General features: G+C 56.1%; 16 protein-coding genes. 1 reads left to right on the plus strand and 15 read right to left on the minus strand.

What is annotated here, in order from left to right:
• Positions 1–578: 578 nt before the first annotated feature.
• Both Q4G72_RS17520 and Q4G72_RS17525 read right to left on the minus strand, forming a co-directional pair.
• A complete protein-coding gene (locus tag Q4G72_RS17520) occupies positions 579–1,730 on the minus strand; it encodes a CaiB/BaiF CoA transferase family protein (RefSeq protein WP_303312731.1) in 1,152 nt (383 codons plus the stop codon).
• Between the two features lie 70 nt (positions 1,731–1,800).
• A complete protein-coding gene (locus tag Q4G72_RS17525; RefSeq protein ID WP_303312732.1) occupies positions 1,801–2,541 on the minus strand; it encodes a class I SAM-dependent methyltransferase in 741 nt (246 codons plus the stop codon).
• 256 nt (positions 2,542–2,797) lie between these two features.
• Between Q4G72_RS17525 and Q4G72_RS17530 the strand changes: the two genes are divergently transcribed.
• On the plus strand, positions 2,798–4,375 hold the full coding sequence (locus Q4G72_RS17530) for a DEAD/DEAH box helicase (RefSeq protein WP_303312763.1): 1,578 nt from the start codon (positions 2,798–2,800) through the stop codon (positions 4,373–4,375).
• A gap of 806 nt (positions 4,376–5,181) precedes the next feature.
• Here the strand turns inward: Q4G72_RS17530 and Q4G72_RS17535 are convergent.
• The 13 genes from Q4G72_RS17535 to Q4G72_RS17595 form a co-directional block, all read right to left on the minus strand.
• Entirely contained in the window at positions 5,182–6,438 is a 1,257-nt protein-coding gene (locus Q4G72_RS17535) for a sugar MFS transporter (protein WP_303312733.1), read from the minus strand.
• 196 nt (positions 6,439–6,634) lie between these two features.
• Complete coding sequence (locus Q4G72_RS17540; protein ID WP_303312734.1) at positions 6,635–7,528, minus strand: glycoside hydrolase family 16 protein; 894 nt, start codon at positions 7,526–7,528, stop codon at positions 6,635–6,637.
• An 8-nt stretch (positions 7,529–7,536) separates the two neighbouring features.
• Complete coding sequence (locus tag Q4G72_RS17545) at positions 7,537–8,349, minus strand: sugar-binding protein (protein ID WP_303312735.1); 813 nt, start codon at positions 8,347–8,349, stop codon at positions 7,537–7,539.
• Between the two features lie 13 nt (positions 8,350–8,362).
• Positions 8,363–9,238: a glycoside hydrolase family 16 protein gene (locus Q4G72_RS17550; RefSeq protein WP_303312736.1), complete on the minus strand. Its 876-nt coding sequence runs from the start codon at positions 9,236–9,238 to the stop codon at positions 8,363–8,365.
• 26 nt (positions 9,239–9,264) lie between these two features.
• Complete coding sequence (locus tag Q4G72_RS17555) at positions 9,265–10,536, minus strand: PKD domain-containing protein (protein ID WP_303312737.1); 1,272 nt, start codon at positions 10,534–10,536, stop codon at positions 9,265–9,267.
• A gap of 19 nt (positions 10,537–10,555) precedes the next feature.
• Positions 10,556–12,049, minus strand: a complete 1,494-nt coding sequence (locus tag Q4G72_RS17560; RefSeq protein WP_303312738.1) for a RagB/SusD family nutrient uptake outer membrane protein — start codon at positions 12,047–12,049, stop codon at positions 10,556–10,558.
• Between the two features lie 59 nt (positions 12,050–12,108).
• Positions 12,109–15,243 (minus strand): SusC/RagA family TonB-linked outer membrane protein, encoded by a 3,135-nt coding sequence (locus tag Q4G72_RS17565; RefSeq protein WP_303312739.1) that lies wholly within the window; start codon positions 15,241–15,243, stop codon positions 12,109–12,111.
• Between the two features lie 73 nt (positions 15,244–15,316).
• The gene (locus Q4G72_RS17570; RefSeq protein WP_303312740.1) at positions 15,317–17,788 is read right to left on the minus strand and encodes a beta-glucosidase family protein; all 2,472 of its coding nucleotides are present in this window, start codon (positions 17,786–17,788) and stop codon (positions 15,317–15,319) included.
• A 286-nt stretch (positions 17,789–18,074) separates the two neighbouring features.
• Positions 18,075–20,015 (minus strand): 7TM diverse intracellular signaling domain-containing protein, encoded by a 1,941-nt coding sequence (locus tag Q4G72_RS17575; protein WP_303312741.1) that lies wholly within the window; start codon positions 20,013–20,015, stop codon positions 18,075–18,077.
• A 70-nt stretch (positions 20,016–20,085) separates the two neighbouring features.
• Entirely contained in the window at positions 20,086–21,951 is a 1,866-nt protein-coding gene (locus tag Q4G72_RS17580) for a cellulase family glycosylhydrolase (RefSeq protein ID WP_303312742.1), read from the minus strand.
• Positions 21,952–22,385: 434 nt separating this feature from the next.
• Positions 22,386–23,306, minus strand: coding sequence for a 1,4-dihydroxy-2-naphthoate polyprenyltransferase (locus Q4G72_RS17585; protein WP_303312743.1), 921 nt, complete (start codon positions 23,304–23,306; stop codon positions 22,386–22,388).
• A 108-nt stretch (positions 23,307–23,414) separates the two neighbouring features.
• Positions 23,415–24,005 (minus strand): glutathione peroxidase, encoded by a 591-nt coding sequence (locus tag Q4G72_RS17590; protein ID WP_303312744.1) that lies wholly within the window; start codon positions 24,003–24,005, stop codon positions 23,415–23,417.
• Positions 24,006–24,125: 120 nt separating this feature from the next.
• Positions 24,126–24,707 (minus strand): LOG family protein, encoded by a 582-nt coding sequence (locus tag Q4G72_RS17595; protein WP_303312745.1) that lies wholly within the window; start codon positions 24,705–24,707, stop codon positions 24,126–24,128.
• Between the last annotated feature and the right edge of the window lie 3 nt (positions 24,708–24,710).

A 24,710-nucleotide genomic window follows, 5' to 3' on the forward strand; every position in this document is an offset into this window, starting at 1 on the left:
AGCCCCACGGCCTCATCCCAGCCCGTCGACAAGGTCGTCGACGTAAACCCCGTCACCGGCGCCTGACCGCGCAAGGGCACCCAGTGGATAAGTGTTATCAGAAATAATAGAAGCGAGAAACGGTTTTTCATTATCTGCCTGCCTTGAAATATTAACCACCTATTCATCCTATCCTATCACCCCTTTACCTTCCTGAATTTTCCGGGGCTTTCTGCTGGCAACTCCAGCCTGGCATCCATCTGCTCGGGGCGCTGGCCTAATAAAAAGTTAGCGCCGTTTTCTTCTTTATACAGCCCTCTTACTGTATGTCAGACCTATGACCGTGTTTTCAGGTAGCGTGGCTCATTGAAGTATGAAGGCGTTATATAGTGATAGAGAGGACTACAGGAAGCGTTTTCTAAGAAAGAAGCGCCCGCCGATGGTGAATCCCTACCCTAATATAATATGTATTATTTTTATATAAAATATAAATAATTATTAGTCAATTGTCGAGTTTCAAGATAATGTGGGCACAGGGCAGCCCCTGCCGAGCTTTAGTAGCCATCAGCATCCACCCAAAAAATACCCCAGGGTTATAATTAGCTCACTTTCTGTTCTTCTGGCCGAACCAAAGGAGGTGGCTGGGAAAGCTCCACAGCCATTGGCCATGCGGGGCTTTGGAATGCTACCGTTCGTAACCCTGGGTGTGGGAATCCGGAAGTAGGGGGAAGCAGCATGCGTTGCGCCGACTCTTGCTTCAGGGCCTCTCCTACTGTACGTACTGCCCCAGCCGGAACCGCCCGTTTCTCCAGCTCCTGCAGAAGCTGCAGACCACTGAGAGCGGCTATCCGTTCCCGTAGTCGTTGCTCCAGTTCCGGGCGGTAGGCTACACGGGCTGGGTTGGTGGCAAAGCGGGCATCGGCAGCCCATTCCGGGCGCTCCAGCACAGTACATAGCTCCTGAAATTGCCGATCGGCGCCCACGGCCAACAGCAGGCGCACGCCATCCTGCGCCGTGTACACGGTGCCATAGGGCACAATGCTGGGGTGGCCAGAGCCCAGCGGCTGCGGGTCCTGCCCCGTTATCAGCCAGGTAGCGGCCTGGTTTGCCAGAGAAGCCAGCGCGCTTTCCAGCAACGAGACCTGCACCAGAGCACCTTGCCCGGTTTTCTCACGGCGGTACAGGGCCGTGAGTAGTCCTTCCTTAAGCTGATGCGCCGTGAGCAGATCAATCAGCGCTACGGGCATTTTTTGGGCATCGTGGCCGGGACCGGCTGCATTCAGGTGCATGAAGCCGGTTTCAGCCTGTAGCACGGCATCGTAGCCAGCACGGCTTACCAGAGGCCCGTAGCCAGTGATGTGGCCATACAGTAAGCGTGGATTCAATTGGCGCAGGGTAGCGTAGTCTACCCGCAGCTTTTCAGCGTCGCCAGGCTTGTAGCTGGTCAGTACTACATCGGCGCGGGTGGCCAGTTGGTGCACGGCGGCCTGCCCGGCCGGGGTAGTCAGGTTCAGAACTACGGACTGCTTGCCCCAGTTGGCACAGCTGAAATATGCCGACACATTAGTATCTGCGGCTTCCGCGCCGGTTTTCCAGGTGCGGGTCACGTCGCCGGCGGGAGCTTCCACTTTCAGGACCTCGGCCCCTAATTCGGCAAAAAACTGCCCCACCTGCGGGCCGGCCAGCACCGAGGCCAATTCCAGAACGAAGAGGCCGTGCAGCGGCAAATCAGCAGGTAAGGCAGCAGACATAGCGGAAAAGGATGGAACTAGCTGCTAAATAAGCGGCTTAAGCGGACTAAAGTGAATAATAACGCTACTGCTACTGCACCCGGCCTAGGCGCAGAAATACCGGAAACCGCACTTCCCGCTCTCCTTCGCCCCAGAGCCGCGTCAGTTGGTCGGCAATCAGTAGCACCGCATCTGCCTGATGCTGGCGCTTGTAGTTGGCCACACTGGACCAGGTGCGGAGGTAATTCAGGAAATGGACGGCGGTCCAGTTTCGGGTTTCCGTAAAGCGGGCCGTTTCTACCTCGGAAAATGGGAATGGCAGGCGGGCATACTCATCGTCAATGTGCCAGCGGTTAGCATCCCAGTAGGCATGTAGGGTTTCGGCATAAAAGGTTTGAATGATGGGGTCCAGTTGCGGGCTCACCTGCACCAGGCCGTAGCCCCACTCGGCAATAACGCCGCCCGGCTTCAGCACGCGCTGCACTTCCTGGTTGAAAGCATCCGGCTCAAACCAATGCACGGCCTGCCCCACCGTTACCAGATCAAAGCTATGGTCGGGGAAAGGCGTATGCTCGGCCTGGGCCAGCTGGTAGGTGATGTTGGGCCGTAGCGGCGCCTGCGCCAATTGGGCCCGGCTGATGTCGGTGGCATCTACCCGGGCAAAGTGTTGGGCCAGCACCACAGCCACCTGGCCGTTGCCGGTGGCGCAGTCCCAGGCGCGGCCGCGGCCGGACACGCGGGCCAGCAGCCACTCGTAAAGCTCCGCAGGGTATTCGATGCGGAAGGTGGCATACAGCGCTGCCTGAGTGGAGAATCGGTCGAGGATGGGCATGGCCGTAAAGAAAGAAATAATGGGTGTCTTATGAATTACTATGGTTGAGCTTGCTGGCGGACAGCACAGGCCCTTGCCAGCATGCCTCAGCCGGAAACCAAAACGGCGGGCCCGGCTAAAATGCCGTATCTTTACCTCATCACAGCCGTTTTGCTGACCAGGAAACCAAGGTCAGCCATGTATCATTTTAACTCGCTGAACCTTGACGTTTCACGAATTTAACCTCCACGACGACCTGCTGGCCGGGGTGGATGCCATGAACTACCTGCAGGCCACCCCTATTCAGGAGCAGGCCATTCCCAAAATCATCGACGGTAAAGACCTGATTGCCTGTGCTCAAACCGGCACCGGCAAAACAGCCGCCTACCTTATTCCCCTCCTCGACCGGATTTCGCACGCCAAGCACGGCACTACGTCCACCCTTATTCTGGTGCCCACCCGCGAGCTGGCTACCCAGATTGATGAGCAGGTAACCGGCTTCGGCTACTTTGTAGAAGCCAGCTCCATAGCCATTTATGGCGGTGGCAAGAGCGAGGGCTGGGAGCAGCAGAAGCGCGCCCTCACCTCCGGTGCAGACATCATCATTGCCACCCCCGGTCGTCTCATTGCCCACATGCAAATGGGCTATGTGAAGTTCGAGGACCTCAAGTACCTGGTGCTGGACGAGGCGGACAAGATGATGGACATGGGCTTTTCGGATGATATCCTGAACATTGTGCGCCAGTTGCCCAAGAAGCGGCAGACGCTGCTGTTCTCGGCTACCATGCCCAACAAAATCCGGGACTTCTCGAAGCAAATTCTCAACGAGCCCGAGGAAATTCGCCTGGCCGTATCCAAGCCTGCCGCCGGCATCGACCAGCAGCTGTACATGGCCTTCGACCGCCAGAAAATCTACATTCTGGAGCACATTCTGAAAACTCAGAACGTGCAGAGCATGGTGCTGTTCACCTCGCAGAAAGCGGCCGTTAGTGGCATTGTGCGCTCCATTAACAAGCTGGGCTACGTGGCCCAGGGCATCAGTTCCGACCGTACCCAGGAAGAGCGGGAGCAGATCATGCGCGACTTCAAAAACAAGGCGTTTCCCATTCTGGTGGCCACCGATGTTTTGAGCCGCGGTATTGATATTGACTCCCTCAGCCACGTGGTGAACTACGATATTCCCCGCGCCGCCGAGGATTATGTGCACCGCATTGGCCGCACAGCTCGCGCCGCTACCAAAGGCACGGCCATCACCTTCATTTCCGACCAGGACCAGGACCGGGTAGTGAAGATTGAGAAGCTGATTGAGCGCGAACTGGAGAAAAAGAACATTACCGAAGAGCTGGGCCTGGGCGCAGCTCCTGAGTTTGACCCTAAGCGCTTTGCCGGCCTGCACGGCAAGATTGGTGGCCGCCCCGAGCGGGGTGGTGGCCGTTCCGGCGGTGGCAGCCGCTCAGGTGGTGGCGGAGGCCGTGACCGGGGGCCGCGCACCGAAGGCAGCGGTGGCCGCGACGGTAACCGCCGCGACGCCCACGACCCCAAAGACCCCAAGCACCAAGAGCGCATTGCCAAGGCCAACGCAGCCCTGGCAGCACTGGACGCCGGCCAAGCTCCTGCTCAGCCCTACCAGCGCCCACCGCGCGAGCCACGCCCCGAGGGCGAAGCCCGTCCGCCCCGCGCTCCGCGGGAGCCACGGCCGGAAGGTGAAGTGCGGGAGCCCCGCGCTGATGGCGAGAAAGGCGAAGGCCAGGGACGCCGCAAGCGCGGCGGCCGCAACCGGAACCGCAGCAACCGCCCGGAAGGCCCCACAGCTGAAGCAGCGCAGACCACACCAGCAACGCCTACCGCAGAGTAGTCCAGTAATAACAAAAAGCCCCGACACATATGTATCGGGGCTTTTTGTTGCCGGATAATAACCTACCCCAGTCCAGTATGAGACTACCGGGATACAGGGCAACTAATTGCCGACAGCAGGCCTGGGAATGATAACAACCTTCCTACGGCAGTCGGTTTAGCAGGACAGAGTTGATCTTTAGTACTGAAATGCCCTAGTAGAAAGTGTTCTATAATAAGTGAAGAATGCAGGAAATTAAATTAGAACAATCGATTGTGCAAATAATTAACTAGTGAATGCACAATCGATTGTGCATTGTATACATAAATGCCAAAAGTAAGAAAGACAGCGAGGGGAAAGGACTGTTTTCAATGTTATCAACCTTGATTTCAGGCAGAAACATCTAGTCTTTTAATAACAGGCACTGCAAACTAAGGATAAATACAAAAATTGCACAGAAACAGGTATGTATAAGTTTGATCATCCACCTTTAGCTTATTCTTATGCCTATGGCAGGGCTACTCTCCTACTTCACTAAGTGCTACTGAATTCGTCAAAGCCCGCTTTAGAGCTATTGTAGTAAGTGCTTGCCCATACTTCATGTTACTGTACAGATGCACCCTGAAATTTCGCGCTTAATGCCTGGCTTCAATACTGATAAGCCATATCTGAAGTGGAGCATCTCGACAAAGTATGCCGGCTTCCCAATGGGGAATGGCCAATTTGCAGACAATAAAGTGCCTATAAGAAGTATTAGCAAAGCCTTATTAAAGAGAAGCCCGCCGCTGCAGCTGCACGGCGGGCTTCTCTTTGATTTTTACACAACGTTATGCCGTGCGTACGTGGCCTTTCAGACCATACCACATGATGTAGAGGTAGCAGAGCACTGGCAGAATCAGGGCCATGCGTAGGGTGCTGGCATCAGCAACAGCTCCGAACAGGAGCGGCACCAGGGCACCACCTACAATGGCTACATTCAGCAACCCGGAGGCTTCCTCGGTGTGGCGGCCCAGACCTTCTACAGCAAGTGTGAAGATGGTGGCAAACATAATGGAGTTCATCAGGCCCACGGCCAGCAGGCTCCACATGGCAATTTCGCCGTGCGTGCTCATAGAAATCAGCACCAGTACCACAGCACCCAACGAATTGAATGCCAGCAGGCGGCCAGGATTAATCTTATTGAGCAGATAAGCCCCCAAAAAGCGGCCTATCATGGCTCCTCCCCAATAATACGCCACCATGGACCCAGCCGCTTTAGGCGCCAGGTTCATCACATCAGGCAGGTGCAGGTAAGAAACTATGTGCGAGCCAATAGCGACTTCTCCTCCTACATATACAAAAATACCCACCATCCCCAGTACCAGATGGCGGTAGTGCCACGGCTTGGAACGGGTAGCATCGGTATCCGGTGCATGCTCAATGCGCGGCAGTTTAAGCATTCCCAGAAGCAGGCTAATGAGAATAAGCACCCCACCAATGACCAGATAAGGCACCTGTACGGCCCGTACGTCAATGGCTGCTGCCGAAGTAGCAGTATCCAGATCGGGCAGATTGGACAGAATCAGGGCCGCGCCTAGCAAAGGAGCTACCGTGGTACCCAGTGAGTTGAATGCCTGCGTGAGGGTAAGGCGAGCTGGAGCCGACTTTGCAGGCCCCAGAATAGCTACGTAGGGGTTGCCGGCAACCTGCAGCAACACTACCCCTGTAGCCAGCACGAACAAGGCGCCCAGAAATAAACCATAGGAGCGGCTGTCAGCAGCGGGGTAAAACAGGAAGCAGCCTAGCGCAGCTACCACAAAACCCAGAAGCATACCACCCTTATAGCCGATTCGCTGCACCACTTTGCCAGCAGGAATGCCCATCACGAAGTAAGCCCCGAAAAAACAGAGGTTAATCAGGTTAGCCTGCGTATAGCTCAGCTGGAAGATGGCCTTTAGATAAGGAATTAGAATGTCGTTCAGACAGGTGATAAAACCCATCATGAAGAACAACACCGTCAGCGAGGCCAGCGCGGAAGTATAGCGCGGCTGCTCGCCAGTAGTGGGCGCCGCCGTAGCGGATGAAATGGAAGAAGGCACTGCCATAATTGGAGGAAACGAAGTGGTAGAACGGCGGGGCTCCGGTATGGTCCCAATGCGAATATATGATTCCGGAAGGGCCGACCCACTCCCCTTACAAACTGGGCCGGCCCCGGAACCGAACAAACGCTGCAAAACAACGCCTGAACGGAAGCTGAATCAGGCAATTAGCCTGTTACAGGCGATTCGCCCGCGTGAAGAATTATTTGGATTGGAGACGATAGAACCGCACATAATCGACCAGCATGCGCTGGGGAAAAGCGGTTTCATCAATGCCCATTTTTCCGCCCCAATCTCCACCCACAGCCACATTCAGCAGCAAATGAAACGGGTGGTCCCAGGGCCAGGCTTCCCAGCCCGAATGCTCATTGGTGCTGGTGAAGTAGGGCTTGTCGTCGACAAAGGCCGTGATGGTTTCGGGCGTCCACTCCAGGGCATACACATGAAAGGCCGTGGTGGCATCTTCTACCTGGATGGAGTCGGTTTTCTGGTTGTTGGTGCGGAAATAGTATTTGTGGCAGTGCGTAGAGGCCTGCACTACGCCGGGGCGGTAGCCTACGTACTCCATAATGTCAATTTCCCCGTTATCGGGCCAGCTTTTGTCGCCGTATTTCCAGTCGTCGGGCAGCATCCAGATAGCGGGCCAGATGCCGCGGGCGGCGGGCAGCTGGGCACGTATCTCAAAACGACCATATGTCTGGCTGCCGCCTTTGCCGGCCCCACCGCGCGATACCAGCCGCGTGGAGGTGTACGGATTACCGGGAAAGAGGGCCTCGCGCCGGGCCTCAATAATGAGGTTACCGTTTTCTACGCGGGCATTTTGCAGGCGGGCTTTGGTATAGTACTGCAGCTCATGGTTGCCCCAGCCCTTGCCGCCTACGTCATAGGTCCACTTAGTAGAGTCGGGCAGGCCGGGCTTATTAAACTCATCCTGCCAGGCCAGTTCCTTAAAGGTATAGCGTGGCTTGGCAGCGTCAGCGTTTGTCGGCGTATCTGGCGTTTGGGGCGTACGGGCCGAGGTGCAGGCCCCCAGCAGGAGTCCGGAAGCCAATATAACAAAGCGCGGAAACCCGTCAGGCAAGGAGAAAGTAGGCATACAGTAGATTATGGCTTGCGCTTCACCGGCTCTACCGGCAGTAGCGTTCCAAAAATAGACGCGTCAATCCAGCCCCGGTTTTTATCGGTACCGGCCACTGGCACGCTTCCGAAGAAATTTTCCCGTTCCTTGCTGGCATCGTTGTCGCAGTAAGCCAGCGCAAACCCAATGGCCTTGTTGGGTCGAATGATTTGGGGCTTGTTGGCCGTCGGGTTCTTCTCGTCGTAGCTATCAGGATACAGGGCCACGGCGGTTTCCCAGGTGGTTACGCGGCCGCGCCGGGTGTGGCGGCTTTGCACGTGGCTGTCGTAGAGGTGGCCCTTCTGGTCAGTACCCATATCCACCACATGTCCGTTCAGGGCCACGTGGTAAGCCCAGGCATTGTAGTTGTATTGATGATTGCCGCCGGAATTGTCCGGATCCACGAAGATTTCCAGGCAGTCATCATCCCACCAGGTAACGAGCGGATCGGGATGCGTATCCCGCACCACATCGTCGGTTATTTCGGCCAGAATGTACAGGCGCTGTGGCGTCCAGACGGCTTTGTAACGGCCCGTGAAATCGGCAGGGGTAGCCGGAGGGCCTACCCAGCGCTGGTCTAGCGGGCGCCAGGGCGCGGCCGACCAGCAGGCGTCCGTGGAGCGGCCATCCACTACGGGTGCCCGGGCAGCCCGGGGCGCCTGGTACTCGGGGCGCCCCGGACTGAGGGGAGCCGCCGCCGTGCAGCACATGGCAATGGCCGCTCCCCAAGCCAGCACGACGAGGCCGCTCCGCCGCCCATCGAGCTTTTGTCTTCCACCCATCCATCTACGGTTGCGCACTGGTTTGTCTGATTTATTTGTACTGATAAAAACGAACGTAATCCACCGTCATCCGCTGCGGAAACTGCGTGCTGGCATCGGGGTTGCCATCAAAATCCCCCCCTATAGCCAGGTTCAGAATCATGAAGAATGGATTATTGAACGGATATGGCGAGCCATCGGCCGGCGTAAATGTGAAGAACTGTTTGCCATCAAGAAAAACCCGAATCTGGTCTTTGCTGCGCACCACGCTATAGATGTGAAAATCATCGGCGTAGGTACCCGATGCCAGTACCTGCTCCGGACTCGACTTGTAGCGGTGGTCTGCCGTGCTGGTGCCAAAGTGCATGGTGGAAAGCACCTTGCCGGGCTGGCTGCCGCGCAGCTCCATAATGTCTATTTCTCCGCAGGCCGGCCAGCTTACCTGGTCTATATTGGAACCCAGCATCCAGATAGCCGGCCACACGCCTTTGCCTTTCGGCAGCTTGGCGCGCACATCTATACGCCCAAACGTGAAGCTCTGCTTGCCTTTGGTAATCAAGCGCGCGGAGGTATAGGGGTTGCCGCCGTTCTGCTGCTGCTTCGCTTCAATAACCAGGTTTCCGCCGGTGAGATAAGTGTTTTCGTTGGAGTTGGTGTAGGCCTGTAGCTCACGGTTGCCCCAGCCGCCACCGCCCAGCTCATACGTCCACCTGGATTGGTCCAGAACACCGGCCTCAAACTCGTCGCTCCATACCAGCTCGGTATACTGCGCGTAGTCCCGGGCTTCGGCGTTTACTTCGGCAGGCTTGGGCGTGGGCTTGGGCACTACTTTGGCCTTTTCCTCCGTGCAGGCCAGGGCTGTCAGGGCCAGCGAAAAGCTGGCCCCGATGCATAGTCTCCGTAGGGTAATCTTGAATGGTACTGTCATAGATACTTTGGAAAGATAGTAGCCCACTATTTCGCTACCAGCTTCATTTGGAACACGGTGCCGCTGGGCTTACCAGCCCGCAGTACCAGATGAGTCTCATCAATGGAGATAATACGATACGTCAGATCCGGCGCATCGGTCACCCCAATAAAAGTACCTGGTTTGCTGAACTCAAACTGCGCAATACCGGCACCATCGGCAGGGCCGAAGGAGAAAGTAGACGTGCCCGAGCGCGGCGCCTGGCAGGTATAATCACCGGCTACAAACGTCTGGTCTTTGGCATTGTAGGTAAAGACGTTGGCATCCGAGAAGGTATATTCGTCATCAGACTGGCAGGTGGGCAACTCGCCAGCTTTCACGCCGGGGAAGTACTCGGCGGGGTTGCCTTCAGTACCCACAATAATGGGCGCGTCCACATCATTCTGCAGGAGCCAGGTTTTGGAGCTGCCGCCCGTGAGCAGTTGCTTCACGCGGTCCAGAGCCGAGAGCTGGGGCTTGTAAGTGAGCACCGTGAAGGTACCATCCGGGTTTTCGCCACGCAGCTTTAGCGTGGTGGCAGTGGCTTCCAGGATGTCGTAGGTCTTGTTCTTAACAGAGTCGGCTACGCCAATAAAAGCGCCTTTGCGCTGCAGCACAATCTGGCCGCCGGTGGTGCCATCGGGCCGGAAAATGAAGTCCGAGGTAGTGGTTTTAGCCGTGCCGCAGGCCCCATTCACGTACGTGCCGTCGCCAGCATTATAGCTGTAAGTGAAGGTGCTGGTGAAGGTTACTTCATCATCGGCCTGGCATGCGGGCAGGCTGCCGGCTGCTGAGGAAGATAATACCGTAGTACCATTGGCCGCCAGCTTGGTTATGGCGCCCGCCTTATCCGACAGCACCCAGGCGCGGTTGCCGGTGGTGGTGCTGTTGGTGAGGCCCACGAAGGCCGTATTATCGGAGGCGGAGGGAATTACCACTTCTTTCTGGGGCGAGACGCCCGTACCGCCTCGGCCGGCCGTAATCAGCTGGACTTTGTAGGTACCGGGGCGCTTGTAGGTGTGCGTCACATTCTGGCCCGAAGCCAGCGGCGAACCATCCCCAAAGTCCCACTGATACAGGAAGGCGTCTTTGCTGTTGTTAGTGAAAGTAACTACCGAAGGATATGCCGTGGTGTTCACCTGGGCCGAGAAGTCGGCAGTAGGCACGGCACCCTCCAATTTATAGTCTTCCTTTTCGCAGGAAGCCAGCAGCAGCGGGCCCGCTACGAGCAGCGCCAGCAGGCGCCGCCACGTCGTGCTATGATAAGTTGTAGTAGTCATCAGTTAAAGGAAATACGGCCTAGTAGCCGGGGTTTTGAGTAAGGTTTGGGTTGGCGTCACGCTCGGCCTGCGGAATGGGCAGCAGTACGTTGAAAGGCTTAATACCCTTAGCCTGCAGCGCGGGCGTGGTCAGCAGCTTGCCGGTACGCTTCAGGTCAAACCACCGGTCGTTTTCGAAGGCCAGCTCGTAGCGACGTTCCCGAATCACAGCATCATCAAAATTGGAGGTGTTGCCCGCGTTCAGGTCATGCGTGGAAGCTTCATTGATGTTCTCCCCAAAAGCGCGGCGGCGCACCATGTTCAGGTACTTAAAGCCATCGGCCGTAGGTCCCACTGCTTCGGCATAAATGAGGTACACCTCTGCCAGGCGCAGCACCGGAATGTTGAGTGGCGAATCCCATACGTTGGTGTTGGTTTTACCCACAAACCACTTTTTCACATTGTAGCCGAAGGGCGAGCCTACCAGCTGCGCGGGCTGGGCAGCCACCGAGCTACCCGCCGGATACGCGTCGCCGGGCTTCCAGATGGTTACGTCGCGGCGCTTGTCGCCTTCCTCATAGCCGTCGACAAACTCTTTTTCAGGAATATTGAAGCCATAGCCGCCCTGAGGCACTAGGCCCATACCACGGGGTCCGAAGAACTCATTTCCCACAAAGCCCAGCCCATCAAAGGTGTACTCGTTCTTCCCGTTGATGTACTGCACCTCGAACAGCGACTCCTTGCCGTTCTCATTGGCTACTTTAAAGTTGTCGCCATAGTTAGCCCACAGGCTTTTACCGCTGCCATTTATGACTTCCAGCGCACGCTGGGCGGCCGCTGTCTTGTTGCCACGGGTGAGGTGCACTTTCGCCAGCAAACCGGTAGCGGCCCACTTGGTAGCACGGCCCAGGTCCGCACCACTGTAGCTTTCGGGCAGGTTGCCGATAGCATCGGTCAGGTCTTTTTCAATCTGCGTCCACACCTGCTCGGCGGGGGTACGCGGAATGGCCACGTCGGCGGGGCTGGAAGGCGGTACCGTTACCAGCGGTACATCACCATAAGCACGCACCAGGTCAAAATAGTACTTGGCGCGCAGGAACTGCGCTTCGCCCAGGCACCGCTTCCGGATGCCCTCGTTCATGTTCGCAATGCCAGGCACTTTTTGCAGTACCAGGTTGGCGCGCCCAATGCCCACGTAGCAGCCACCCCACAGGCGGGAAGTCAGCGGGTTGCTGGTCGGAATGTTGAAGTTATCAAGCTGTTGTTGCTCGGCACCGTCGCCACCGCCCCCACCACCGGTGAAGGAGTTGTCGGACATAATGTCGCCGATGCCCCAGAGGGCGTAATTATACTGGCCGCCCCGGCTTAACTCAGCATACACGGCATTTACGGCCAGTATGGCGTCGGTCTCGTTGGCATAAAAATTCTCTGTCGTAACCGAGTCACGCGGCGACTCATCCAGGAAGCTCTCACCGCAGCCGGCCAGCATTCCTGCCAGCAGCAGCGCGCCAAGTACGTTTTTGGAAGTATTCATTAGTGTGATTTTAGAGGGGAGTGCGCCTCTTGCCTAAGCAAGCGCGCAGATGAGAAAGGTTAGAAACCAATGTTCAGGCCGGCCAGCAGCACGCGCGACTGGGGGTAGATGCCCCGGTCTACCCCACCCTGCCCCAGCTCTGGGTCGAAGCCCGTGTACTTGGTGAGGGTGAGTAGATTCTGTCCTGACACATACACCCGCATCTGCTGCGAGTAGATGCGGCCTAGTAGGCTCTTAGGCAGGTTGTAGCCCAGCGTCAGGGTTTTGATGCGCAGGTAAGAGCCGTCTTCCACGAAGTAGCTGCTCACGCGCAGGTTCTGGTTGGGGTCGCCGGCAATGGCGCGGGGCACATCGTTGCTGGTGCCCGGGCCGGTCCAGCGGGCCAGCACGCGGGTGCTGGAGTTGCCGTTGCTATACAAGCCTCCTTCGGTGTAGAAGCGGTTCAGGTTGTAGATATCGTTACCCTGTGCGCCCTGAATAAACAGGTTCAGATCGAAGCCTTTCCAGGTCAGCGTGTTGTTCAGGCCGTAGGTAAAATCAGGGTTCGGGTTGCCAATGAACGTACGGTCCGCATCATTAATCTTTTTGTCGCCGTTCAGGTCCTTGAAACGGATGTCGCCGGGGGCGGCACCCGTCTGGGTGGCGTGGCTGGTAACATCTTCCTGAGTCTGGAACAGGCCGTCGGCCACATAGCCGTAGAAAGCGCCAAAGGGCTGGCCTTTATCGTAGCGCACAATGGGGGAGCCCAGGCGGTTGTTGAGGCCATTGAAAGGCACAGCCACGCCCAGATCCTCAATATCACTTTTGTAGGTGGAGAAAACCAGGGAGCTGGTCCAGCTCAGGCCGGTTTCGCCGCCGTTGAAGTTGCGGGTGGTAATAGACACATCAATGCCCTTGTTCACGGCCGAAATGGCGTTGGTCGGCACCGATTCGTACGTTCCTGATACCAGAGAAGGGGGCACGGAGCTGATCAGGTTCGGCGACTTGCGGCTGTACAGGTCCACGCTGGTTTCGATGCGGTTATCCCACAGGCCCAGGTCGATGCCCACGTTAGTCTGCTCGTTGTTTTCCCATTTCAGCTGCGTATTCTGCTGACGCGTAGGGGCAGCACCTGCCACTACGGTTCCATCGGGACCAAACACATAGGTAATACCCGAGTTTATTCCCGCCAGGTAAGCAAACTGACCAGCATTCAGCGGGTTACCTACCCGTCCCCAGCCGGCGCGTAATTTCAGGTTGCTGATGGTACGGATGTCTTTCACGAAATTCTCTTCCGAAAGCCGCCAGCCCGCCGATACGCCGGGAAACCAGCCAAACTTCTCACCCAGCGCGAAGGCTGAAGAACCATCACGACGCAGCGTAGCTGAAAACAGGTACTTGCCGGCATAGTCATAGTTGGCGCGACCAAAGTAGCTGGCCAGGCGGTTCTGGCTGCTGGTGCCGCCATTGCCAAGGGCCGCATTAATGGGGCCATTGTTGATTTGCTGCAGCACGTTGTTGAGGTAGCCGGAGCGCCCCGCCGACAAGGTGCTGTAGTTAAACTCCTGGGCCGACTGGCCCAGCAGCAGCGTTACCTGGTGCTTATCTGAAAACAGGCGGTCATAAGTCAGCGTGTTTTCAATCAGGTAGCTGGGGTTATAGTTGTTGAAGGCTGAGGCACCTGCTACCGAGTAGCGGGGCGAGTTGGGGCCCATAGAGGGCGTAAAGGCATTGTAGTTATCGAATACCAGGTCGGCACCCACGTTTGTGCGGAAGCGCAGGCCTTTCAGCGGCTCCAGCTCGGCGAAGAACGTGGTGAGTACCCGGTTGCGCACAAACTTCGATTTGGTAATCAAAGACTGTAGCACGGGGTTGGGTTCCACGTAGTTGTCGGCCGTAGCGGTGGGCTCATACCAGGTACCGTCCTCGTTGTATACGGGAATAGTGGGCGGAGCCTGCAGCACATTGCTGAGTACGCCAAACTCGCTGCCACCAGTGTCTACCTGCCGGTCCGTGAGGTGGGTGAGGGAAAGGCTGTTTCCAATTTTCAACACCCGGTTCAGCTGCACGTCGCCGTTGGCCCGCAGGGTAAACCGGTCGAAGTGGGAGCCGTTCAGGGTACCGTCCTGTTGGAAATACCCACCCGCTACGGCATAGCGCGCCTTCTCGCTGCCGCCCGAAGCCGACAGGTTGTAGCTCTGAATAACCGCCCGACGGAACACCTGGTCCTGCCAGTCGGTGCCTTCACCCAGGGCCGAGGGGTTGCGCAGCGCAGGCAGAGTGGCGTCGCCTTTTGCCAGCCGGCTCTCGTTGTTTATTACGGCATACTCTTCAGCGTTCAGCAGGTCCAGCTTGCGCCATACTTCCTGAACACCACGGTACACATCCAGATTCACATTGGAAGTACCGGCTTTGCCGCGCTTAGTAGTGATAATTACTACTCCATTGGCTGCCCGCAAACCATAAATAGCCGTGGCCGAAGCATCTTTCAGCACATCAATGCTCTCAATATCATTGGGGTTAATGGCATTCAGCTGATTTTCAATGCTGTTGCCGCCGGCGTCGCTGGAAGGCAGTGGGTACCCATCAATAACATACAGCGGCGAGTTGTTGCCGGCCGAGGTGATGCCGCGCACGCGCACGGCGGTGCCGCCTGCTCCACCCGGAGCCCCGGAATTCTGAGTTACCGTTACCCCCGCCGCACGGCCCTGCAGCGCCTGCGTAGGATCTGCAACTGGCTGCGTGGCAATGTCTCTCCCGGAAATAGAAGAAACGGCGCCGGTTACAGTGGCCCGCTCCTGCGTACCATAGCCCACTACTACCACTTCACTTAGTGCCTGTGTGTCTTCCTGCAGCGATACGTTCAGGCTGGTGCTGGCGCCCGTAACGGGCACTTCCCGGCGCTGAAAGCCAACATAGCTCATCACCAGGGTACTTCCTTCGGGCGCAGTTATGGAATAATAGCCATTAGCATCGGTGGTGGTACCACGGGTAGTACCTTTCACCACCACCGTCACGCCGGGTAGTCCGTCGCCGTTGGGCTGGGTTACGCGCCCGGCCACGGTAACATCAGCCGCCGCAGTATACGCCAGAGCAGGTAGCCCTACGCTGAAGGGCAGCGCTGCCTGGGCCGGCAAAACCAGGGCTGGCCACCCGCAGGCAGCCACCAGGGTGGCTCGCCGGAGTAGCAAATAAGTAGTAGAGGGTTGAGACATGTAAGTGGGGTTGGGATAAGTAAGGGAATAAAGGACACGAGCAAGCCGACCAGAACTGATCGGCACCGAGGTGTTATTCAGAAGTGGAACCAGCCTTAGTAGGCGTATTAGTTGGGGCGGAAGCCTTGGCAGCAGCCTCCGCATACCGGAAGCGGGTTGTCTGGTCACCTACCCGCAGGGTGAAGTAGCCATTTTCCAGTTGAGGGCGGCCCTGCGCATCGGGATAGCTCAGGTGTTGTTGCGGGTTGATAACGAAGGTCATCTCCCGGCTTTGGCCCGGTGTAAAGGCTTGCTTGTCAAAGTGCTTAAGCAGGCGCACGGGTCGGGTAATGCGGCCTACCTCATCGGTCAGGAACCACAATACGGCTTCCTGCCCGGCCTGCTTGCCGGTGTTGGTTACGCGTACGGTAGCCCTCACTGTACCGGAGCTATTCACTACGGTGTCGGAAAGTTGTAGGTGGCTGTATTGGTAAGTGGTATAGCTCAGGCCCTGCCCAAACTCAGTGAGCATCGCTGGCTTGAATTTGACACCGCGGTTTTCGAAGCCCGCGCCAAAGTCACTTAGCTCCAGACTATTCTCATTATTATCGTGGTGGTAGTTGGAAATATGGCCGGCAAATTGGGGGTAGGTAAAGGGTAGCTTACCGCTGAAATTGGCGTGGCCGCTAAGCAACGCGGCCAGCGCCTCTCCCCCACCAAAACCAGGTAGCCCGCCCCAAATAATGGCCTGCGACTTTTCCGCCACCGTGCGGATAATGCTCGGTCGCCCGCCAATCACTACCAGAATTGTAGGACGGCCGCTGGCCTGCGCCGTTTGCACCAGTTGCAGTTGGTCCTCGGGCAAGGTCAGGTCGCTGGTATTGCCCAAGCCCTCAGTATAAGGCCTTTCGCCAATGGCTACTACTATTGCATCGGCACGGCGGGCCGCGGCCGCAATGCCCGCCAGTTGCAGCTGGCCTTTGGCATTGCGGTACGGCACCATTTCCACCTTTGCATTCGGGTATTCGCGCTGTAAGGCTCCTGCAATCGTTTGCACCTCGCGCGGATATTCATTCTCTGGGCGCCCTTGCCAGGCCAGCGTCCAGCCCCCGGCCAGGTTGGCCCGGGAATCAGCGGAGGGGCCAATTACCAACAGGCGCTTCTTAGTCGCCTTGCTCAGGGGTAAGGTATTCTTTTCGTTTTTGAGCAACACAAACGTTTCCGTAGCAGCAGCCACAGCCTGCTGTTTGAGGGTTGGGTCGCCGATGCGGTTGAGGCGGTCGGCACGGGGCATGGGGTTCTCAAACAAACCCAGCTCATCTTTCAGCTGGAGTACCCGGCCAGCCGAAAGGTTGATTCGATCTTCTGATAGGCGTCCTTCCTGCACCAGCTCCTTCACGTAGCGGCAAAAATCGGTAGTGTAAGGCGTCATGGCCATATCTACCCCTGCATCTACGGCCATAAAGGTGGCTTCCTTCTCGGTAGCCGCAACTTTTTGAATGCGTACCAGCCGGATGATATCTTCCCAGTCGGTTACGGCTACGCCTTTAAAGCCCATCTGGGTGCGCAATAAGTCCGTGAGAATAGCTTTGGAGGCGTGCACCGGCTCTCCGTTGATTTCGCCTGAGTTAATCATGATGGTTTTCAGCCCAGCGTCCATAGCTGCCTGAAAAGATGGGCGGAAAAACTCCTGAATCCGCTGATCTGAAATTATAGCATTGGTCCGGTCCCAGCCATTGCGAGGGTCAGAATAACCCAGAAAGTGCTTACCGCAGGCGGCCACTTTGTAAGGCAGAATTTCCTTGTTTTCCTGCAGTTCCCGCACAAAGGCCACACCCATAGTAGAGGCCACCAGGGGGTCCTCTCCATAGGTTTCATAGAGACGCGGCCAGTAGGCATTCACACCTAAGTCCAGTACAGGCGCAAAAATCCAATGATGCCCCAGATCGGCTGATTCCAGCACGGTGGCGCGGGCCGTTTGGCGGGCCAGTTCCGGGTTAAAGGAAGCCCCCAGGTTGAGGTTATGCGGGAAAATAGCTGTGCCGGCAACGTAGCTGGCCCCATGGATATGATCAATGCCATAGATAATGGGGATATGCAGGCGGGATTCGCGCATGGCAATGCGCTGCAGCGCGGCAGAATAGGCCAGCCATTGTTGGGCCGGCACTGCCTCGCCGTTCAGAAAAGATCCTATATGAAACTGTCGGATCAGAGCCGTGACTTTGGCCGAGTCCAGCACTACATCCCGCTGCACTCCTGTTGTATTAATAACGGTATTGGTGAGTTGGGTCATCTGCCCAATCTTCTCCTCCAGCGTCATCTGGCTCAGGAGCTGTTGCACCCGGGGGCTCCACTGCGAAGCAACTGGAGCAGCTACGGCAGTAGCACTGGAAGATGTGGTGGCTGTAGCAGGCAACATCGGGCGCTGGCAGCCCGCAAGCACGCCGGTTGCTAATGCAAGTACGAGCAGGTGCCGGGGAGATACGTGCCAAGAGGAGCAGTTGCCGGCCAATTGCCGACGGCTGCCCCGAAGCACAGACTGGGGGAGAGTCAAGTTGGGCTTCATAGGTAGGTGGGATGACCAAATATATCGGAGCTTGTTTGGCAAATGCAAGCCCTAAAACCTCCTAAACAAGCCAAAAACCGCGTTTTTTAGTTTACATCACAATAATTACATACGCTTACCTCACAAGCCCACTTCCTATTTTTGGCGCTACCTGCGCGTCAGCAAGGTTTCGTAAGAGGAGGCAAGACGGCTAAAAAACAATCAAAAAAAGGCAAAAATTGTCCGCCTTTTTTGATTGTTTTTTCCGGTACCGTCCTAAGCAGTCAGGGTTATGTCATTTTTGCACTTACTCTTGCTCCGCTTCTACTGGCACGGAATCATCCAGCAACACATGTGTCCAGCCTTCATGCTGATGGAACTCCGGAGCTTGCCGGCGGCGCTGCATAGCTTCCAGTACCTTCTGCTGAAAGCTCCAGCAGGTGGCCTGCCGTAAATCCAGCACTCTGGATAGCTCCTGGGAAGAGTAGTTTCCTTTGTGCGTATGGATCAGAAAGACTGCATATAGAGCCTTAACAATAGAGAACTTACACTTCTGAAACAGCGTGTAAGCCGTAGCCGACTCTACATAACGGCAGCGCGTGCACCGGCGCGAATGTGGCTCCCGGCCGTCGCAATATTTCTCGTGCCCGCATTTGCGGCAGTGGTATCCGTGCGCCCATTTTAAATCAGCCAGGTATACCAAACAGGCATCCTTGTCGGGATAGATGCGGCTGAACTCGCCAAAGTCCACCTCTTTGGAAAGTACCCGGGCTGTCTGGCTTTGATATAAGTCGCGCTGCAGATCCGTATTCAGCTTCTCAATAGCCGCCGCCTGCAAGGCCAGTAACCCGTTAGCCTGCAGCAGTTCACGGTTCTGCGCGCTGATGGTGTCACTCTGCTGGCGCAGCTCTTCGGTACGGCGGGCTACCTCCCCTTCCAGTTCCGTGTTTAATTGGTCTTTCAGTTCCTGATTCTGCCGTAGCTGCTCTACTAGTCGGTCCTGGGCCAAATGCTTTTTATGCAGCTGTTTTACCAGTTTAGCCTGCGCCCTGATGGTGGCATCTTTAATGGCTTTGATCTTTTCTCCCAGCGCGTATGAAAGCACTACCACTTCTATCACGAAGGCGGCATTCATACTATATACCGTGGCCGTAGTAGTGAAGGTATTAATGCCCAGCTTGCGCAAAATCAGAAAGCCTACACTAAGCGCTACCAAAGCATGGGCCAGCAGGAAAAAGCGGGCTGCCCGCATGCCACTGCGCCATATCCGAAAGGCAGCGTAGTACAGCATGCCGTATGGCAGCAGATAAAACCAGAAACCCCACCCCGAATGCAGCCAGACGGCATCCAGCAACAATACCCCCACACTACTGAGCACCACCACGCGCAGCCACTTATCATAGCGCGGTAGGCGCTGGGGAGCATCCAGAAACTGCCGGGCGTAATAACTAAAAGTGAGCAGCAGCAGAATAGGTGAACCCAGAATAACTACCTGATTTAAGTAAGGCTGATTTGGCCATAAATATTGAAAGCCCAGTCCATCTTCAGAGAGAAACAACAGACTACAGCTCAGCACATATAGTACATAGCGCAGGTAGGTCTGCTCGCCAATAAACAGGTAGAGGCACAGATTATAAATTACCATAATCAGGAGCACTCCATAGAAAGCGCCCAAAAGGCCATATTCTGCCTGAAAGTGCTCGGCTAATGACTGCTCCGTCCGCAGGCGGCTAAGAAAGCTGGTTTTGGAAGTTGACTTCAGCCGTAGATAGAAGGTTTGGGTCTCATTGGGCTTCAGCGGCAGATAAAACAGAAAGTTTTTGTATGCCAGCTTCCGGGTAGCCAGCGGCCGGTCGGCGCCGGTATACACGCCCTCTGCGGCATCGGCGGAAGGAAAAAATGCTATGTCATTCAGATGGGAGTCAAACAACTCCAGGTACCAATGCCGGCGCACAGCACCCTTAGCCTTTACCTGCAGCTTCAGCCAGTAGGCTGAATTGGGGTGCTCCATGTTGGTAACGGCCTTATCACCGGGCACAAAGCGGGCGGCATAGGCCGGCTGCTGCACTTGGGCCAGCGTAAGCCGGCCGGTGGTGTCTTCCAGCAAGCCATAGGAAGCCGGATCAACAAATAACTCTTCCAGCCCGGGGTGCACCTGTAGGGCGTGAGTTTGTGCTGCAACCTGACTTTCCGGAGCCCAAACCAGCACCAGAATCAAGCTCAGCCAGCCACCCAAAAAGCGGCGCAATATGTGGGAAGTAGGATAAGGTAGACAGCCGTGCATAAGGACTTCCAAGATACTAAAACGCCTGACGTGCTTACTCTACTGCCGTAGCGGAGCTACCAGGTATAAACCGCAGCCAACTAAGCTGCTCTACCGGTTGCTCCACCCCAATCTGTAACGTATGCGTCCCAGCCGACAGTGGCGTAGTAGTCAGCGAAATAGTTGTCCAGATGGGAGTGCTGCTGGCTGGCGGTACCGAAGCTGTTACTATGGGAGCGTCATCTATCCGGAAAGTAAGGCGCCCCGCGGTCGTAGCAGGTTTCAGCCGCACCTGCAGTGTGTAAGTGCCCGCCGCGGCTACAGTTACCGTGTAGCGTAGCCACTCTCCCACCTGTAGCTCGCTCACCACAAAACCACTGGATTGCTGATCGGGTGTGCGCTCAATATCCACGCCGTCGTTCCGGTAGGCGCCGCCCTGATTTACGGGAGCCGTATTGCGGTAATCTACGCGGGCCGCATAGGTATCCTGATACGCAATGCCCGCTCTGCCCATATCATACGCCGTGGCCTGAATGGTGCCGGGAATTTGCAGGGGCGTAAAAGGAAGGCGGGTGTCAGCGGGTTGCGTGAGAGCCGCTACTACATCTTTGTTTATCAGGCAATTCTTAAACTCAACATTCTGCAAAAGCTGGTTACGCCCGCTTGCCGTTAGAATGCTGCCGTAGGGTAATGCCTGCAACAGGCCGCTGGTAGCATCTACTCGTTTCAGATTCCAGTGACACCACCCAATGTTTTCCGCATTTAGTCCCTGCACAGCGGTAATAAACCAGTCGTTGGAATTTTCGCCGGTTTCTCCTACCCACACCGGTACCTGATGTTGGTCACGGAAAGCCGCCAGGTTATGCAGCAGGTTGATTTGGTTCGGGTTAGGGTCAGTAGCGCTGGGACTGTTGGAGCACCAGTAGCGGTGCGCATTATACACCAGGTTGGGACGCAGCTCAGCGGGTAGCTTATCGGGGGTCAGGTTGGTGTATTCATTGCCATAGCCATTACCTTCCAGCAGCACCAGGTGCTTGTCCTGCTGGCCTCGGACAGCTTGCAGCAGACGGATGTACAAGGCTCGCAACTCCTGATTATCAGCACTCAGGCCATTGGCAGGATTCAGATTGTGTGGCTCATTAATCAGGTCGTACATGGCCACACGGGTATCAGTGCGGTACCGGGCCGCCAATTGCTCCCAAAGGCGCACAGTAGCATCCTGGTACACCATTCGGCCGCGCTGGTCTTTTCGTTTCCAGAGGTCCAGCGGCACCAGGTTATCGTTGATGTTCCGGTCCGTACCCTGGCCGCCGGGAGCTGCGTGCAGGTCCAGGACTACATAAAGGCCGCGGGCGCCGCACCAGCGCAGCACATCATCAATGTAGCCGAAACCCTCCAGCTTTCGGCCGGTAAAGAGTTGGCCCCGGTCATACCAGGCAGCCAAAGAATCGGTGTAGGCAGTAATGCTGGCGGGGTCCTGCAGCGCCCGGAAGCGAGTAAGGCGCTGGCCGGGAGTCAGAAACAAGTCATAATGCAGTGGCAGGCGCACGCAGTTGAAGCCCTGATCTGCCAGGAAATCCACATCCGCTTTTGTTACAAAGCGCGCCCGATAGCGGCGGTAGAACTTCTGCACCTGTTTAGGCGACAGGTTGCGCAGCAAGGCCGCCTGAATGCGGCCCTGGGAGTTCAGGGAATCAGTACCCAGGATGTAGCTTTCCTGCAGGAGCCACCCGCCCAGGTTTACGCCGCGCAGCACCACTTTCTGGTTCTGAGCATTCACAATGTCGGGCCCCTGTGCCCGCAACAGTTGCTGAGCATTGGCGCCATTGGCCAGCAGGCTCAGCAGGCCAATGAACGTGATGCGGCCCACCCCTTGGCAGAAGCCCTTTAGGGTATTCGATAAACAAAAGCCAGTGGTCATACCTGAACTGTGCTTTGCCTGGCAAGGGCAAACCTAGCCTGAGCAGACTTCTTTATGAGTCTGTGGCCAGGAGAAATCCGGAAATAAGGGGAGTATCCGCTACCAGGATGGCTGCTGCCGCCGGCACCCTTCCGCTATGCAAGATTGGAAGGATAACCAGACAGCCACCGGGTAAGGGCAGCAGATCAAATTAACAAGCCGTGTGCGGAAAAAACAAGCAAAAATCTGCTCCCAGGCTACTAAAATGGCATTTGCGCTTACCTCACCATGGCTCACTATACACTTACACCACAACCGAAACCATTCATTTCGGCCTGCTTCCTGAATTATTTTTGCGCTGGTGGCCAGGTAGCTACACTTATAAAAAACAATGCGGCAAGCCGGAGCGCTGCATTGTTTTTTTCCTACATCCTGATTTTATAATCCGGGTTATTTTATAGCACCTGCCCTAGCCCAAATAGCAGGGTAAAGGCCAGTGTGGTCATGGCCATTTGCTTCAGGAGCGGATCCAGCTGCATAGACTCTTGCCGTAGCCAAACCTGCCGGGCATTAAAGATGAACAGCGGTAAAGAAAGCAGGAAAAGCCACTGCCAGGGAGAGTGATAGGTTAAAGTGACGTACAGTATCGCGCAGCCGAAGCCTAAAATCAGCAGCAACCAGTGGTAGCGCCGCGCCCGCACTGGCCCCAACCGTACGGGCATGGTAATTTTGCCCGCTAACTCATCGGAGCGGATGTCGCGGATATTATTCACGTTGAGTACTGCAGTAGCAAAGCAGCCCAAGGCAGTGGCAGGCAGTAGTACGGTAAAAGGTAGGGTGCGGGTATGCAGATAGTAGGTGCCACACACGCCCACCAGTCCAAAGAATATGAATACGGACACGTCGCCGAGGCCGGCATAGCCGTAGGGTTTGGCACCAACGGTATAGTTGACGGCCGCCCAAATAGCCGAAAGCCCCATTACAAAAAAAGCCAGGAACACCCAGGCGCCCCCGGTGCCCAGGGCCACCCAAAGCAGCGCCACACCCGAAACCAACGAGGCCACGCCAAATACTGCCATGCCATGCTTCATTTGCTGCGGCGTTATAGCTCCGCTTTGCACGGCTCGTTGCGGGCCTTCGCGGTGCACACTGTCGGCGCCATTCTGGGAGTCGCCGTAGTCGTTGGCCAGGTTGCTTAGTATCTGGAGCAGAATGGTAGTGAGGGCAGCCAGCGCTAGTACCAGCCAGCTAAAATTACCTACTGATTTTGCCAGAAAGCTTCCCATAAAAATACTGGCCAGTGCCAGGGGCAAGGTGCGCGGCCGAAAAGCTGAAACCCAGGCCTGGGCCGGGTTGAGGGAAGCAGAAGTATTCAAAGGAATAAGACGTTTGACGGTAGTTGCCGATGCTTGTAAACAGGTTGTCAGCTGCCCTTCCCACCGGACGGACAACTGACAACCATTTGTTCAGGCAGAAAACGGTATTTACTTCAGAATATCAGCCACCAGCTCGTCGCTCATGGGCTTTACTTTAGAAGGGTAGAATTTAAGCACGTGCCCCTGCTCGTCTACCAGGTATTTGCAGAAATTCCAGGAAGGGGCATCACTCACAGCGCCATTTTTTGACTTATCCGAGAGATACTTAAATAGTGGCTCTGTATCGTCGCCTTTCACCGAAACCTTAGAGAATAGTGGAAAGGTGACGCCATAGTTTTTCTCACAGAAAGTGGCAATTTCCTGGTTAGTCCCTGGTTCCTGGCCACCAAAGTTGTTAGCGGGAAAGCCCAGCACGGTTACCCGGTCGCCGTATTTCTTGTTCAGCTCTTCCAGCTCTTTGTACTGGGGCGTGTAGCCACACTCGGAAGCGGTATTCACGATGAGCAGCTTTTTGCCTTTGTACTGACTCAGGCTGACATCTTTGCCATTGATATCCTTCACGGTGTAATCATACACGGTGCCTTGCGCGGTAGCTTCGGTCATGGTAGCAGAGGCTGTAGTGGAGGGTTTAGTCGCAGTAGAAGAAGAAAAGCCACAGGCGGCCATCCCGCCCAGCACAACTAAGAAAAAAGCTTTCATACGGGTAAGATATTCGGTACAGGTCTACGTGAATAGGAATTGTTCTCCCGGTCAACTAGCAACAGCAAGTTATTGTTTTTTCCAGGGAAAGAACAGGGTTTCTTCCCAGCATTTAAGCACTCAGGTGCGTGGCACCGTAAGCCACTTTTCCAGGTTGGTGGGCTGATAGGCCAGCATCTTATCGATAAGGCCGGCGGGCGTATCATCCTGCTGCAGCTGGGCGCGGTTTTCGGGGCGCAGAAAGCCTTCATCTACCATGCGGTCCAGGGCCTGCAGCTGGTGGCTGTAGAAGCCATTTACGTTGAACACACCGCTGGGCTTTTGGTGCAAACCCAGTTGGCCCCAGGTCAGCACTTCAAACAGCTCTTCCAGGGTGCCGAAGCCGCCTGGCATGGCAATGAATCCTTCGGCCAGATCGGCCATCAGCAGCTTCCGCTCGTGCATGCTTTTCACCACGTGCAGCTCGGTAAGGCCCATATGTGCCAGCTCTTTATCGGCCAGAAAGTCGGGAATAACCCCGATGGACTTACCGCCATTCCGGATAACGCTGTCGGCTACGGCACCCATCAGGCCTACCCGGCCACCACCGTACACCAGCGTGAGGCCGCGCCGAACCAGCTCCTGGCCCATTAGGTCGGCTTGCTGGCGGTAAATTTCATTGAACCCGGAGCTTGCCCCACAGTACACGGCAACGCTTTTCATATC

It is taken from the genome of Hymenobacter sp. BT730, from assembly GCF_030542105.1.
GTDB lineage: Bacteria > Bacteroidota > Bacteroidia > Cytophagales > Hymenobacteraceae > Hymenobacter.